This is a genomic window from Ehrlichia muris AS145, from assembly GCF_000508225.1.
Taxonomy (GTDB): domain Bacteria; phylum Pseudomonadota; class Alphaproteobacteria; order Rickettsiales; family Anaplasmataceae; genus Ehrlichia; species Ehrlichia muris.
Genome location: NC_023063.1, coordinates 485561 through 500489, shown reverse-complemented (window position 1 = coordinate 500489; position 14929 = coordinate 485561). Strand labels below are relative to the sequence as shown.

The 14929-nt window shown below is 30.4% G+C and carries 10 protein-coding genes, 2 tRNA genes and 1 pseudogene; 5 read left to right on the top strand and 8 right to left on the bottom strand.

Annotated elements, in window-relative coordinates; translation table 11 throughout:
- Positions 1–491: 491 nt before the first annotated feature.
- Positions 492–1238 carry a 3-oxoacyl-[acyl-carrier-protein] reductase gene (fabG, locus tag MR76_RS01880; RefSeq protein WP_024072013.1) on the top strand — a complete coding sequence of 249 codons (747 nt, stop codon included), beginning with the start codon at positions 492–494 and terminating at the stop codon, positions 1236–1238.
- A gap of 18 nt (positions 1239–1256) precedes the next feature.
- Positions 1257–2057, top strand: a complete 801-nt coding sequence (locus MR76_RS04640; protein WP_024072012.1) for a hypothetical protein — start codon at positions 1257–1259, stop codon at positions 2055–2057.
- Here the strand turns inward: MR76_RS04640 and MR76_RS01870 are convergent.
- Positions 2051–2122 (bottom strand) — tRNA-Met (locus MR76_RS01870). The two genes, MR76_RS04640 and MR76_RS01870, sit on opposite strands and share 7 nt — an antisense overlap.
- A 377-nt stretch (positions 2123–2499) precedes the next feature.
- On the opposite strand from MR76_RS01870, the gene MR76_RS01865 reads away from it, so the two are divergent.
- Positions 2500–3204 carry a hypothetical protein gene (locus MR76_RS01865; protein WP_024072011.1) on the top strand — a complete coding sequence of 235 codons (705 nt, stop codon included), beginning with the start codon at positions 2500–2502 and terminating at the stop codon, positions 3202–3204.
- A gap of 475 nt (positions 3205–3679) precedes the next feature.
- Here the strand turns inward: MR76_RS01865 and xth are convergent, their stop codons facing one another.
- From xth to MR76_RS01845, 4 genes are all read right to left on the bottom strand, one after another.
- Positions 3680–4525 (bottom strand): exodeoxyribonuclease III, encoded by an 846-nt coding sequence (xth, locus tag MR76_RS01860; RefSeq protein ID WP_024072010.1) that lies wholly within the window; start codon positions 4523–4525, stop codon positions 3680–3682.
- A 194-nt stretch (positions 4526–4719) separates the two neighbouring features.
- Positions 4720–5985, bottom strand: a complete 1266-nt coding sequence (gene argJ / locus MR76_RS01855; RefSeq protein ID WP_024072009.1) for a bifunctional glutamate N-acetyltransferase/amino-acid acetyltransferase ArgJ — start codon at positions 5983–5985, stop codon at positions 4720–4722.
- A 233-nt stretch (positions 5986–6218) separates the two neighbouring features.
- Positions 6219–6911: a hypothetical protein gene (locus MR76_RS01850; protein WP_024072008.1), complete on the bottom strand. Its 693-nt coding sequence runs from the start codon at positions 6909–6911 to the stop codon at positions 6219–6221.
- A 443-nt stretch (positions 6912–7354) separates the two neighbouring features.
- Positions 7355–7987: a hypothetical protein gene (locus tag MR76_RS01845; RefSeq protein WP_235111311.1), complete on the bottom strand. Its 633-nt coding sequence runs from the start codon at positions 7985–7987 to the stop codon at positions 7355–7357.
- A gap of 196 nt (positions 7988–8183) precedes the next feature.
- On the opposite strand from MR76_RS01845, the gene MR76_RS01840 reads away from it, so the two are divergent.
- Together MR76_RS01840 and MR76_RS05020 are read left to right on the top strand one after the other, a co-directional pair.
- The gene (locus MR76_RS01840) at positions 8184–9365 is read left to right on the top strand and encodes an argininosuccinate synthase (protein ID WP_024072007.1); all 1182 of its coding nucleotides are present in this window, start codon (positions 8184–8186) and stop codon (positions 9363–9365) included.
- 216 nt (positions 9366–9581) lie between these two features.
- A pseudogene (locus tag MR76_RS05020) lies at positions 9582–9819 on the top strand (cation:dicarboxylate symporter family transporter); the annotation flags it as partial.
- 43 nt (positions 9820–9862) lie between these two features.
- Here the strand turns inward: MR76_RS05020 and MR76_RS01835 are convergent.
- The 3 genes from MR76_RS01835 to MR76_RS01825 form a co-directional block, all read right to left on the bottom strand.
- On the bottom strand, positions 9863–10774 hold the full coding sequence (locus tag MR76_RS01835; RefSeq protein ID WP_024072006.1) for a hypothetical protein: 912 nt from the start codon (positions 10772–10774) through the stop codon (positions 9863–9865).
- A gap of 72 nt (positions 10775–10846) precedes the next feature.
- Positions 10847–10921, bottom strand: a tRNA-Met gene (locus MR76_RS01830).
- A gap of 53 nt (positions 10922–10974) precedes the next feature.
- Complete coding sequence (locus MR76_RS01825) at positions 10975–14916, bottom strand: ankyrin repeat domain-containing protein (protein ID WP_024072005.1); 3942 nt, start codon at positions 14914–14916, stop codon at positions 10975–10977.
- Between the last annotated feature and the right edge of the window lie 13 nt (positions 14917–14929).

Genomic DNA, 14929 nt, shown 5'->3' with positions numbered 1-14929 from the left:
TAAAATAATATACACCATAAAATATATTACTACTATAAAAAATATAAAATCGCATACCTTTCTACAATAACAACATTAAATTAACCCTTACAGTAACTATTATAGGTATCTATTTAATTGAAATATACACTAACTTGAGAGCAATTTTATTTCTAGAATACTAATAAATACATTTTGTAATTACTTTTAACTGCAGAAATCTATACCTAATGCTACCAGATATGAACATAATTATTTTTTATCTATTATGTCTCATGACGCGCTTATCGAACTTATTTAATATCATAAATTTTACAAAAATATATTCTATAAATTTGTCCATAGTATAAAAAATATTACATATATTTCAATATTTACACAACATCACTATCTAGAATAATCTTGAATCATATTGCATAAACATATTTATGCATTACTTTAACAACCAACTCTTTACTTCTCATTTTCAACAAAGTAGCATATCATGTTAAAAGTGTACATTTAGGTTTAACATGTTTAATCTATCACAAAAAAGATTTTTAATTACTGGAGCATCTGGTGGTATTGGAAAGGCTATAACTAAAACTTTATCAGATGCAGGAGCTACACTTTGTATTTCAGGTACTAAAGAATCTGTTTTACAGGAAATCGCAAAACAATCTTCAAGCACAGATAGTATAATACATACTTTACCATGCGATTTAACAAATGATGAACAGATTAATGGTTTAATTGACAATGCATGTAAAATTATGTCTGGCATTGATGGTATCGTATGTAATGCCGGTATTACATTAGATAAACTCACATTACGTACTTCTGATGAAGACTGGCATAAAGTTATCAATACAAACCTGACTACAACCTTTAAGCTAAACCGTAATGCATGCCGTTCAATGTTAAAAAATAATCAAGGCAGAATAATTAACATCTCCTCAATTATAGCATTTACTGGTAATCCTGGACAAACAAGTTATGCAGCATCTAAAGCTGCCATTATAGCCATGAGCAAATCCATAGCAAAAGAGTTTGCAAGTAGAAATATAACCGTAAATTGTATAGCTCCAGGATTTATTGCAACACCAATGACAGATGTATTATCCGAAGAGCAACGCAATAACATTATTGCAAATATTCCTATGAGAAGAATAGGTACACCAGAAGAAGTAGCTGCTGCAGTTTTATTCTTAGCTAGTGATGAAAGTAAATATATTACAGGTCAGACTTTACATGTCAACGGTGGAATGTTAATGTACTAATCAACATAGAAAAAGTGTATGTTTTTTTCAAAGAAAGCAACATATAAAACTAAGCACTACATGGCACTTTGTGCTAATGTTATATACTTTGGAGTATTCCTATTTGCAATTTTTATACAGCTAATCAGGTTCCCTTCTAAGCTTAGTGCTAAAGATCTATTGTTAATTAATCTGCTGATGGTTTTATCAGCACGCATTATACTGTATCTACTATCGTACCATGAATTAGCATGTACACACCATACTGACAATAAAAACTCTTTAATGAAATATAAAAAAGTAGCACACACAGCTGAAGTACTTAGTACTACAATTGCAATAATAATACAAATCATTGCGATACATCAAGTAGCAGCAGGTAATTTAGAGATAGTATCAAGTAACAAAACAGCAATCCATACCAAAGGCGCTGTAGACTTTGCTTGCATATTAATCAAGCTATTAATAGCATCACCATTGCTAATATATTTTAACTATCATAGAATGAAACAAAATAAGCATACAACACAAAAAAAACATCTGGTATGCTTATTTTCCCTTTCTATAGTGTCACTAGTGATAAGTCTTATAGCATTTGTTGGCAAAATCATTAATGTCTTAGAACAAACTCGATTTTTTTCGCTCTTTGACACAGAAAATCACCACAATAACGGGCCAATCAACTTTCCTCTTGGACCAATAATTAGAATATCATGCATTGCAATTAGTATATTATTAACAATAACAATACTCAAGATAGAACTCTCTACTAACTTAGCATTATCAGATATTGAAATACAGGATCAACACAAAATATTAAATAATAGTGTAAGTGGCTAAGGAGGGATTCGAACCCACGGCCAAGAGATTATGATTCTCCTGCTCTACCACTGAGCTACCTAGCCTTTTAGTAATCATATAACATACGACTCTTATAATTTCAATACAATTATACAATAATTAATTATAAAAAATTTAATGTCTATAACTTAATAAAAGAAATATTAAAACTACATATGCTTTTAAAGGCGATCTTATACATCTTGTTATATAAATACACGGTTTTTTATATAGGACCACCTTATTTTTATAAACTTGCATAACAGAAAGGATAATATTATAAAATACTTCCTATATCAAAAGATATTTCTACAACAAAAAATATACTGTATACTTATGCATTAAATAAAAAATAATTATCTTAAAAAAAGTTTTATTATTAAAATGATGCAAAAACAAGGAACAAAAATCATAAATTTACATAACCTTAAAGTATACAAATATGATCAAAAGTAAGGCTCTAAGTTACACAAAAATTCATCTTATAACCATAATAATAATTTTATCATTATGGAATGTTTTTTTTATAATAAAATCAATATCAACTATTCCAAAAGATGCTAAAAATCTTATATTCTCATATACTGCAATACTATCAATATTATCAATATTACTCTATAGTATTAATATAATATACAACTTAAGTATTATATTAAAAAACTACAAAAAAAAAAATCTGCAAAAAAAAATCTTATTTTCTTACTTGGGATTTATAGGAGAAGCAGTAAGCTTACTAGGACTCAATATTATATCCACTATTACCATTTTAATTTTGCCAATTAATAAGCCTATGGCTATAGCTGCTTCTATATTGAATATACTATCTTCACTTTTTGTCATAGAATATGCTTCGATTTTATTAGACACAAATATTAAACAATATAAAGAACTAAAAAAGACCAATACATCTACAAAATATACAATATGGTCAATGGTAAACTGGAGTGCGGCATTAATTATATCAATAGCAAATGTAAGTTTCACATCTATTAGTTATTTCATAACACATAATGGCACTGATATTTTTAAGATCTTATTATTTTCAGTATATATATCAATTATTACTTCTATGGTTCTTATGAAAACCATGCAAGAAAATGATCCTTCAATATCATTAAATTTACAGGTAGAAGCTATAAAAATCTAATGTAGCAGAAGAAAGACAACATCTTACTAAATATCAAGAAAGCCTCGAGCACAGTAGATAACACTCACAATATACAATTAGACTTTTCCACAGTAAACCAACACATTATATTTACATACTTAATAAGTCCAGTTAAAATATCAAAAAGTATGTCTTAACCTTCCTCAATTATTCATATCATCAATCAATATATATCTGACGAAAAATGCGTTATAGCATATATAAAACTACAAACAAAACATTTTTAAATTTTTGGTAATACACTAAAAATATATTGTAATATGTACCTTCACAAGTAGGGGCAGTTGTATAGATTAAAGAACGTTTACATATATAGTTTTAACTATGATTTAGATATTTATATGTTCTTATTATAAAAATTAATTTATTTCTATATTTAAAACACAGCACATATTGTAAAACACAAATTCCTATATATTAAACAAATCAAACATTATATTTATACATAAACTGACTAAGAACTTAAATCAATATTACATACAACTGGAGCATGATCAGAAGGTGTATCTAAACTTCTGAGTTTATCATGAATAACACAAGATAACAGCTTATCTGCAGCTTGTGGTGACAACAATAAATGATCTATCCTTAAACCTTTGTTTGCTTGCCATGCACCTGCTTTATAATTCCACCAAGTAAACTTCTGCTCATACTCATTTAATATCCGAAAAGCATCTGTAAATCCCAGATTTAAGATAGATCGAAATTTTTCTCTTTCAGATTTATGAAAGCACAGCCTACCATCCATAATTTCAGGAGAATACACATCTATAGGATAAGGCCCTACATTATAATCACCACCCAATATTAAAATATCTTCCTGTGTAAGTAAAGAGAACATATGTTCCCTTAACTGATCAAAAAATCCAAGTTTATATTGAAACGCATCAGAATCAATACTTTGCCCATTAGGAACATATATACTAGCAACACGAACTTTAACATTATTACATAAAATCACACACTCTAAATAACGAGATTCTCTATAATTATAAATAAAACCTTCTGAACTTAATTTGTAACATAAACTAGATTCGTAATCAGATAAAAAAATACTTGTAACCAATTCCCCAACTATAGGATACCTTGTTATAATAGCTACCCCATTTCTAGCCTTCTGTCCATGTACATAACACCTATATCCTAATGATTCCACATTAAAAAAAGGAAATAGTTCATTTGTACACTTTATTTCTTGTAATAATGCTATATCAATATCATATTCTATCAACCAATTACATAGATGATCCAACCTCTTCCTAACAGAATTAACATTCCACGTAGCTATTTTTAAATTCATTAATAATTTCTAAAATTAACAATAATAATAAGAAATAGTTCATTTGTACACTTTATTTCTTGTAATAATGCTATATCAATATCATATTCTATCAACCAATTACATAGATGATCCAACCTCTTCCTAACACAGAATTAACATTCCACGTAGCTATTTTTAAATTCATTAATAATTTCTAAAATTAACAATAATCATTAAGTCAAATATTTGCTATTAATATCAACAAATCTATGGGTTAAATCACAAGTCCATATAGTTGCATCAAAATTACCAGTATTAATATCAACTTCAATATAAATATTCTGCTCATCTTTTACATATTGATTAACAGCAACTTTATTATAGGTAGGACTAATTTCACCATTTACTAATACAACATTATCCCCTATTTTCAACGAAATCTCATTCTTATTAAATGGCTCTCCAGCTTTACCTATAGCCATAACTATCCTACCCCAATTAGCATCTCCACCTGCTATAGCAGTCTTTACAAGTAAGGAATTCGCTACCGAAAACCCTAATTTTCTAGCAGAATTCAATGACACAGCATTTTTAATATTAATTGTAATAAATTTTTCCACTCCTTCTCCATCTCTGATAATCAAATGTGCCATTTCCACTAGCATATCTTTTAAAGCAATTTTAAAATCATCAATGACTTGATCATCAGCAGAGCATACCTGTTTATGTTTAGCAAGATTTGTAGCAAATATCAAAACTGAATCACTAGTAGAAGTATCACCATCAACAGTAATATTATTAAAAGATACATCAACATATTCTTTTAATAATTTTTGCAATACATCTGATTTGATATTAGCATCAGTAAAAACATATGCTAACATTGTCGCCATATTAGGCGCAATCATACCTGAACCCTTACATATTCCATTAATCGTAACTTTCTCACCACAAATTAATACTTCTCTTGTTACCATCTTTATAAAAGTATCAGTTGTAGTAATACTATTAGCAGCATCTTCCCAGGAGTTTTTAGCATTACTCCATATAGGATCTAGTATAACAGATTTAATTTTATCAATCGGCAAGGGAACGCCTATAACTCCTGTAGAGCAGAAATAGACTTCTTGAGTAGAACAACCAAACCTTTCTGCACATAATCTTGTAACTTCTTCAACAACTTTATATCCTCCAACACCTACTGCGACATTAGCATTACCAGAATTTACAATTAAAACTCTTGCTTTACCATAAGGAAGTATTTTCTTACAATGTTCAACATTGCTACTTGCTGTATAAGAAGTTGTAAAAACACCACCCACAGTAGTGTTAACTGGCATTTTTACTATTAAAAGATCAAGCTTATCTAAAGTTCCTCTAATACCACAAGCAAAAGAATACAACTCTATTCCATTAATTTTAGGCATAACAGGAAAATTAGTAGGAGCAAGCGGAGAAAGAAGAAATCCAGATAGATTATTTGAAAGACTCTTGACCATTATACACTACCAAGCTAACATTTTTATATTTTCCAAGTTATATAAAGTATAACCACACAATGCAAGAAAATTATTAAAAAAATCAGCAAAATTTCATTTCTAAAAAATTAAATATAGTATTATATACTATTGATAAATTCTAAAATTCATCACAATAGCATCGATATTTTTATCAAATAAACCTCATTAAACAATTACTACATGCCTCAAGCATAGTAGAGCTTAAACCAGTATTATAACATAACTTTAAAATCAGCAAATACAACATGAGAATTTAATTGAAAATCCTGAAAATGATACATTACAGTATTTCCATCTTCATCATAGATTTTATTTGTATCATATTTCCAATAATTCCTCAAATAGCTATATCCTACACATAAACTCACTTTTTTTTTATCAACATAACACAATCCAACCTCACTCTGCACGCTCACACCATAATGAGTAAAAATATGACTTCTAAATCCCTGATAATTCAATAAACCAGCAATACCAATTCCACAACTTAAGTATGCCGTCAATTTATTATTAATAACATAATCATACCCAGAATTAACAAGAGTAGTAACACTATTAATTTCAAATACATTTTCTATCTTTGATGTATAGAGTTTTTTACCAATAATCCTTTGCAATATATCAATCAAATCCATCTTTTCAAAATCCATTAATTTATGTATTGCAGGTTTTATATTTGTATACCTTATTTTAAATTCATAAAAAAAATTATTATCCAATTTATACCCAAGCGCAGTACTAATATCTATATTAAAATGCTGATAATCTATATATTCTGATTTAAAACTATCAGAATAATCCCCCAAAAAATTATAACCTCCTTTTAAATAAAAATGATTAGCTATAGCATCAAAACTAAATGTAATAACTGTAAAACATATAATGGCATATATATAATTTTTCATAAAAAGTAAAAATATTAACTATATAGTTGATATACAAATCTCTACTATGAAGTCAACATAAAAATTATTAGGATAAATCATCTAATACAATCAATATAAGTCAATAATTTTTACATTACCTTATTGAGATATTACTATCTTGCATCATTTTTAACTATAAATTACTTGTATATTAATATATTATCAATAAGATAAATAACATATTTAAGAATTAGATTAATGCATACTCATGTACAATTAACAACACGTTTTTAATCATGAAACATATAATAACAAATTTTTTAGAAAAACCACTTCTATAATTCACACAATAATAAGCAAAAAATTTATAACTAAAAATCAATATATTATAAATAATAATTAATATATAGCATTAAAAAATAAATTCTAAACCAAATATAAGACCATAAGATCCTAAAATACAACAATGTTTCAAATTAACATCATCTCTGGGTTTTTGCATAACCAATAAAACATCTATAACCACTATAAATAGCAATATTACGTAATAATTGATATTTTATACCAATCATATTTTGTATCATTAATTTGTTTTTAAGATCTAGAGATTCACTATTTTTTGAAAGCCAACCGATAAGATAATGGATATCAATACCTGATCCAAAGAAAAACGTAAGGTCCCTTACACTAAAAAAATTACCAACATCATAGTACAGATTAAAGAAAATTTTATAATTATTGCTATTCCAATATAACATTTTCTTTTCTAAAGGTTCTTCATTATCTTTATTAGCTATCTTTTGTTCATTAAGTATTTTTTTCTTAGTCATATACACAAATTCTAAATCAGTCCTAAAATTATTTAAAGAAGCACTAGGACATATATAACCTAATAACAGGTCAACATTATAACCTACTACATTATTTACACTAAAATCAAAATCTAAATATCCATTTCCAGTTTTAAACTCTAGTATTTTCTTATCATACCCATAAGACCCACCAATATAAAAATTGCCAATAGAGTTATTTAGTATATCTTTTGCAAACACTTCATTGCATTTTGAACAAATTAATACCAAAAGTATAATTTTTAGATACAAGATAATTTTCATGAATACAGTATATAATTTTACCAATATAAGTTATGTATAATATAATATAAATTATTATTTGCATTGTAATTTTATTAACATCTCAACTTACTTCGAGAAGATTAAATTTTCAATCATTAAAACATCAATAATCACTTGTCATTCTAATAAAAATAGAATAAAATTTAAGCTTTACGTAATTATTATTTATTATCTAATGAAAAAAATAGTATTAGCTTACTCAGGAGGGTTAGATACCTCAGTTATATTAAGATGGCTTCAAGAAGAATACAATTGTGAAATAGTGGTATTTACTGCAGATTTAGGACAAAATGATGATATGTCCGCTATAAGACAAAAGGCAATTTCATTAAACGTCAAAGAAATTTTCATAGAAGACTTAAAAGAAGAATTTGTAAAAGATTTTGTATTTCCCATGTTTAGAGCAAATGCTGTATATGAAGGATATTATTTGCTTGGCACATCTATAGCAAGGCCACTAATAGCTAAACGTCAAATTGAAATAGCTCACCTCACAGGAGCAGATGCTGTAGCACATGGAGCAACTGGAAAAGGAAATGATCAGATTAGATTCGAATTTGGGTACTATTCTTGTAACCCAAATATAAAGGTAATAGCACCTTGGCGTCAGTGGAAATTAACTTCAAGAAACAGCTTAATAGAATATGCAAAAAAGCACAATATAGATGTTCCTTTGGATAAAGCAAGTGAACCACCATATTCTATAGATGCAAACTTATTGCATACTTCATATGAAGGAAAATCTTTAGAAGATCCATATGTCGAACCTGATTATACAATGCTCTCCAAATCAGTAATTCCAGAATCAGCTAGTGATACTCCAGAATATATAGAAATTGCCTTTGAAAAAGGGGATCCATATGCAATAAATAACGTACCTCTTTCACCTGCAAATTTATTAAAACAATTGAATACAATAGGTGGTAAACATGGTATAGGAATTATAGACATAGTAGAAAATCGCTATGTAGGCATAAAATCACGAGGAGTATATGAAACTCCTGGAGGAACAATACTTTTACATGCACACCGTGCTATAGAAAGCATAACTTTAGATAGAGAAGCAGCGCACCTTAAAGATGAAATAATGCCAAAATATGCCAAACTAATATACAATGGTTATTGGTGGACTACTGAAAGACAAATGTTACAAGCACTCATCGATAAGTCACAAGAAAAAGTAAACGGAGTTGTACGCTTAAAATTATACAAAGGCTCTGTTATGATCGTGGGACGAAAATCTCACAACAGTTTATATTCACATGATCTAGCAAGCTTTGACGCATCAGAGAATTACAATCACGCAGATGCAGAGGGGTTTATTAAAATAAGTTCTCTAAGATTAAGAAATAATTGATATTTATTTTTAATACTGAACTTTATAAATAACAGCATTTATTTTAAGTATTAATACAACTATACATTAATTTATATCACTTTTACTACAACACTTAATGTTTGAATATATAAATCTAACATTAGATGAAGATGTTGTAATTATTATAGATCACTGTTATTAATTTTTTTATTGCTAATTTCTTCATTTTTTATTCAATCATCATCAATATATATTATGTATTCAGTTTATATGAATCAATTATGGATAGTGGAATTTGCTAAAGTGTTTGGGGATATTTTTATTAATTTACTTAAGCTCATTAGCTACCAGTAATGTTTTTGTCTATTACATCAACAATTCCTGGATTAGTAAATTTGGCAGAAATAAAAACTTTAATAAAGAAAACCATATTTTATACAATATCTATACAATTATTGCAGCTACTATAGCTCTCATCACATATTTATTCATTTGATCCATCAAATGTAAAAATGGTGTGTGTGCACACAAAAATTTTACCGATAACAACACGACTGAGCTTTTCTAACATCAACAACAGAATCTAACTTTACACCTGAGTCTCCGTCTCCTGCTTCATTAATAATTAATTTTGCTTTTTCTTCTGATACTTCACTTGTTTTCCCTCCTACACCACTGTGTTCAGTCTCTACAGCATGATGCGACATAAAAATTTGTGAACAGAAGATAGATGTTAAAACAACTGCATATCCAATAAAGACAGTAGCTTTTAAAAGCATAGCAAGACTATGATTAGAATAAAAATCTAAAACTTCATATAATGCCGTTTCATATAAAATATTATAAATTCCCAATGAAAGAAAGAATATACTATTCAATAGTACCCACTTAGCATGTAATTTTACCTTCATGCTACTAGATTCTTTTGATGCAGCATTGCCTTGAATACTTCTTATTAAAAGTACAGATCCATATATTAAAGAGAATGATGACGCAAAAATATTAAAAAGACGCATAGGCAAAGCTACGGAATCAACAGGCATTAAGTGAGCTCCTAAGATCAGCAGTACAGAAGCTATACAACAAAATCCCATAGACTCACCAATAAAACCCAATGCTACTATTAGCTGCTTTTTAGCAGATAATACAAGCGCATCATCCCTAGAACCTTTAATTTGTTTCAACTTGTTTCGCAATTCACGCTTTATATTAATTATATTAACTATATTACATGTAATATTAATAAACTGTGAGATAAATGACAGTGCTGCAACTGTTAAGAATAAATAACCCCCTAAAAACTTTATATTGCTAGGTCCATATAAAACAATAAAAAATGCACTAGTCAATAATGCTAAATACAAGACTGACAATACAATATATGACATCTGCAATCGATGAATCACTTTTTCATTAAATAACCCCTGCTTATGGCTACTATCTCCCATAAAAACCACCAATACAATAATATAACTTTAATAATGAAAACACACTACTTAGCTCCAATCTTCATAAAAAAGTTGCGGGGGACGGATTTGAACCAACGACCTACAGGTTATGAGCCTGTCGAGCTAACCAGACTGCTCTACCCCGCACTATTACTAATAGGACCATAAGTTTTTAAGACCTAGACGTTTATTACACTAAATTACTTACCATGGCAAGAACTTTTTTTAGCAGTAGCACTTTGACCTGTGGTAGGAGAACCTACTGACTGAATATCTACATCTGCAGAAGATGCAACAGTCATAGACTGCATATCCTGAACAATAGCATCTATTTCCTCACTTAACATCTCCAGGTCACCAACAATATTCTCTATTTCCATAGTTAATGGTTGCTGACTTTCTTGTGTTCCATGTTGACCAGATGGTGTAACATCAGAAGAAGATCCCTTGCCAAAAGAACTAAAAGAAGAGCGATGACTTGCTAAAGGTGGCTCTGCAGAAGCTGAAGATACTTTGCCAGAAGATACCAAACTTGATATAGATGAACTTTGAGAAGCTGATAACCTTGATGACATATTGAATCCATATCCATATTCCTCTGGTTCTTGATCTGCTGTTAATGATTCACTATGATCAGTATCTGTCAATATTTCAACACCATCATTTTCCTTCCCTTCTACTGGTGACTCATCAACACTAGGTAAAACTTCACACGAAGCTGCATGTAATCCAGCTTTAGCATCTGCTTCAGCTTTTAATATTTTTTTAAACAAAGAAGGCTTTAGCCCAAATAAGCCTGTACCTTTTTTCAAACTACTTCCATCACTAATACAACCTGATACTAAATTACCATCTGCATCAGGCGTTGTTAATGTATTGGTATTACACAATGGAAAAAGTCGTGAAGCATATTTATTACCTTGTGACGCAGCACAATGCATAGGAGTCTTATTTTCTAGATTTCGATCATTAACAAGCCCTTTTAACACTTCTTTATCTAAGTTGTCAGTAAGGAATTTCATTACATAATTAATAAAATGACGGTTACCATTTGCTTTACAAACTAAATGTAGTAATGTATTACCTGTGGCATCTTTTGGTGTCACTAAACCAGGTAAATCTTCTTTTCTACAACCTTTCAATATTGCTGCTGCATATTCAGGATTACCATGCTGCATTGCTAAATGCAATGGGGTATCCCCGTTCTCATTTGGTACACATGCTACAGCTGCAAGTTGCCTTTTATCTAAGCTACTTATCACCAATTTAAATAGACCAAGATCACCAGATTTAGCAGCCATATGTAATAATGTGTTTCCTTCACCATTTTGCGTACTTATAATCTTTGATAGATTGCCTTTAGGAACAGCACGCATCATATCAGCTGCCATCTTCAAATTATGTGACTGAATAGCCGAATGTATGGGTGTATTACCAAGATTATCTTGCTTTGACAACATAACCTTAGCATCCTTAGACAGTATGACTTTCAAAGCTTTGCCAGCAAACTTCATATCTTGATTCTCAGCAAGCATATGACCTACTGTGTTTCCATTAGCTCCAACTATACTAGTATCACAGTTCTTCTGTACTAGTAACTTTACCATCTCAATGTTGGAATTATCCACTGCAACCATCAATAAACTATTTCCAAAATGCATACTACTTGGATTAGGTACTCTTTGATTAACATCTCCACCATTACGAATCAATAACCCAGCAGCTGTCTTATTATTACATATTACAGCAGCGGATAATGGATAACTATCACTGTCCGGAGAAGTTGGTACACCTCTATAATTCATTAACATACTTGATAATTTGTTATATCCACAGTATACACATTGCTCCAAAAGTTTATTCTTATCTTCACTTGAACCAATTGTTGCACCATGAACAACCAAAAGCTTAATTGTCTTAATAACGTTAGCTTCTTTCTGTCCTGAAAATATTGCAGAAGACAGTGCAGATTTACCTTGACTATCTGCAATACTAGCATCTGCACCAGCTACACATAACGCTTTTACAACTTTTAGATCTCCTAAGTCCAAAGCTTCATGTAAAGCTGTTCTACCAGCAGCATTTTTAACATTCACATCAATATTAGGATGAGCTAATACTTTTTTGAGAAGTGTATTTTCACCTTTATTAATCGCATAATGTAATACAGTATTCTGATCTGGTCCCATACATTGATTAATATCCAAATCCTTATGAGATACCAACACTTGTATTACACTGTTATTACCACGGATACATGCTAAATGTAATGGAGTAGGTACCTTAGCACCCTGAGCATTAACTTCTTCCTTTGAAGCATTGTTAACAATAAATTTTGCAGTTTTGGCATTACCAAATAACATAGCCAAATGACAGCTATTTACTCCAGTAGAAGATTCTTGTTTCACGAGATCTGGTGAATGCTTAAAAATTGCATTAAGCACTGATCGATTATTATGTTGAATAGCACAATGCACTGGAGAGAGAACGAAATTTCCAAATCGCATACGATTAAATAATGGGCCAAATCTGTCTAATGCTCCTTTTTCTGAAGTAAAATCAGATAAATCTAATCCTCTACTTCCAGCCCCTCCTTGCAATAAAGATTCACGCAAAACATCAGGCCCATGGTGCCTTCGTATACTATTTTTAATTATATTAAATACTTTAACATTAGGTCGACTACAAGCAATATGCAAAGGTGTATTACCGTGTAAGTCATCTGATAATAATGATTCAGCAACACTACCAGGACCTTTATTAGCAATCACTTTAGATAAACATAAAGCCTTTACTGTATCAACATCACTATCCCTAACAGCATGATGTATAGCCATATCTCCATTTACATCACGTGCACAAGCATCAATTCCATTTTGTAATAACATTAAAGGCAGTACCTGTGCATTATTCCCTATTACAGCACAATGAAGTGGAGTACATCCATATTGATCCTGCGTATTAACTACAGCAGTTTCAGGACCAAACGAGATCTTTGTGCTCTTTAACGCATATGATAGCACTTCAGGCTTAAAATGTGCAGCAGCATAATGTAGAGGTAATCTGCCCCTACCATCTAGTGCAGTAAAATCCACATTATGTTCCTTAGCAATTTCCATATTTTCTATAGAACAAGCAGGATTTTGACACATAATGTGCATAGGAGTTTGATTGCCAAAATTCCGCAGATTCAAAATATCAGGTCTTGTATTAGATATACAACGATTTAGCATTTGACCACTACAATTTCGAGCAGCAAGGTGTAATGGTAAATTACCTTCAGAATCTTGAATGTTATAAGCATCACGTCCAGAAAATCCTGCTGAATCTTTCGTATTTTCTATGGCTGAAACTATCTTTTGATCAAGATTATACGCATAAGCCAAATGCAGTAATGTCATTATACCCCTAGCTTCTCTAACAGGATTACCTTCAACATCAGCCTGCATTGGATTTACAATATCCTCAGCTACTCCTTGATCATTAGTCTCTAAAACACGAACAATATTCTTTACTTCCTCCTCAGATAAATTTCCCTTAGATTTCACTATTTTATCACAAATCTTCCGCATTAATCCTGAAGTTACTAACAAATCAGAATCTACTTCTTCATCACGTACAACTGCATTTCTAACAGATTCCCAATTCCTATTATCCTCAAATTCCATCATATCATTGCCATCACTATCATGATATGGCTCATCTATCAAATTTCTGCTACTTATACTAGGTCCGTTATATCGATTAACTACATTAAAACCATCTTCAGATTCTGGCGATACACTCTGATATATCTCCTCTTCTTCAGATTCTGGCGATACACTCTGATATATCTCCTCTTCCAATTCTTGAGCAACATCACTGATACCTTCCCTTGGCGGAAGTGGAGGAGGAGTTTCTTCTTCTTCAATAGACGAAGGTTCTTCTAACACTTGAGGAGTAGCAGGTCTCTGACTTTTAGGTAAAGGTGAAGCATATATATCATGTCCAGTAGCACCTTCATGCTCTTCCTGTACATACGGCTGTTGTTCTTGCCCTTCAATAGTAAGTTGCTGATCTTGCTCACCAGGTTGAGGATCATTACCCTGCACATCAGGATCTTTTTGATTTTGTTGTAAATCATCCTTTTTTGGATCTGTCATAAAAATTTCCTAC

What these genes read in the sequence shown, in the direction of transcription:
- MR76_RS01825 (WP_024072005.1), bottom strand. Translation starts at nt 14,916, where the DNA reads ATGACAGATCCAAAAAAGGATGATTTACAACAAAATCAAAAAGATCCT.
- MR76_RS01845 (WP_235111311.1), bottom strand. Translation starts at nt 7,987, where the DNA reads ATGAAAATTATCTTGTATCTAAAAATTATACTTTTGGTATTAATTTGT.
- fabG (WP_024072013.1), top strand. Translation starts at nt 492, where the DNA reads ATGTTTAATCTATCACAAAAAAGATTTTTAATTACTGGAGCATCTGGT.
- MR76_RS01865 (WP_024072011.1), top strand. Translation starts at nt 2,500, where the DNA reads ATGATCAAAAGTAAGGCTCTAAGTTACACAAAAATTCATCTTATAACC.
- MR76_RS01835 (WP_024072006.1), bottom strand. Translation starts at nt 10,774, where the DNA reads ATGGGAGATAGTAGCCATAAGCAGGGGTTATTTAATGAAAAAGTGATT.
- argJ (WP_024072009.1), bottom strand. Translation starts at nt 5,985, where the DNA reads ATGGTCAAGAGTCTTTCAAATAATCTATCTGGATTTCTTCTTTCTCCG.
- MR76_RS04640 (WP_024072012.1), top strand. Translation starts at nt 1,257, where the DNA reads ATGTTTTTTTCAAAGAAAGCAACATATAAAACTAAGCACTACATGGCA.
- MR76_RS01840 (WP_024072007.1), top strand. Translation starts at nt 8,184, where the DNA reads ATGAAAAAAATAGTATTAGCTTACTCAGGAGGGTTAGATACCTCAGTT.
- MR76_RS01850 (WP_024072008.1), bottom strand. Translation starts at nt 6,911, where the DNA reads ATGAAAAATTATATATATGCCATTATATGTTTTACAGTTATTACATTT.
- xth (WP_024072010.1), bottom strand. Translation starts at nt 4,525, where the DNA reads ATGAATTTAAAAATAGCTACGTGGAATGTTAATTCTGTTAGGAAGAGG.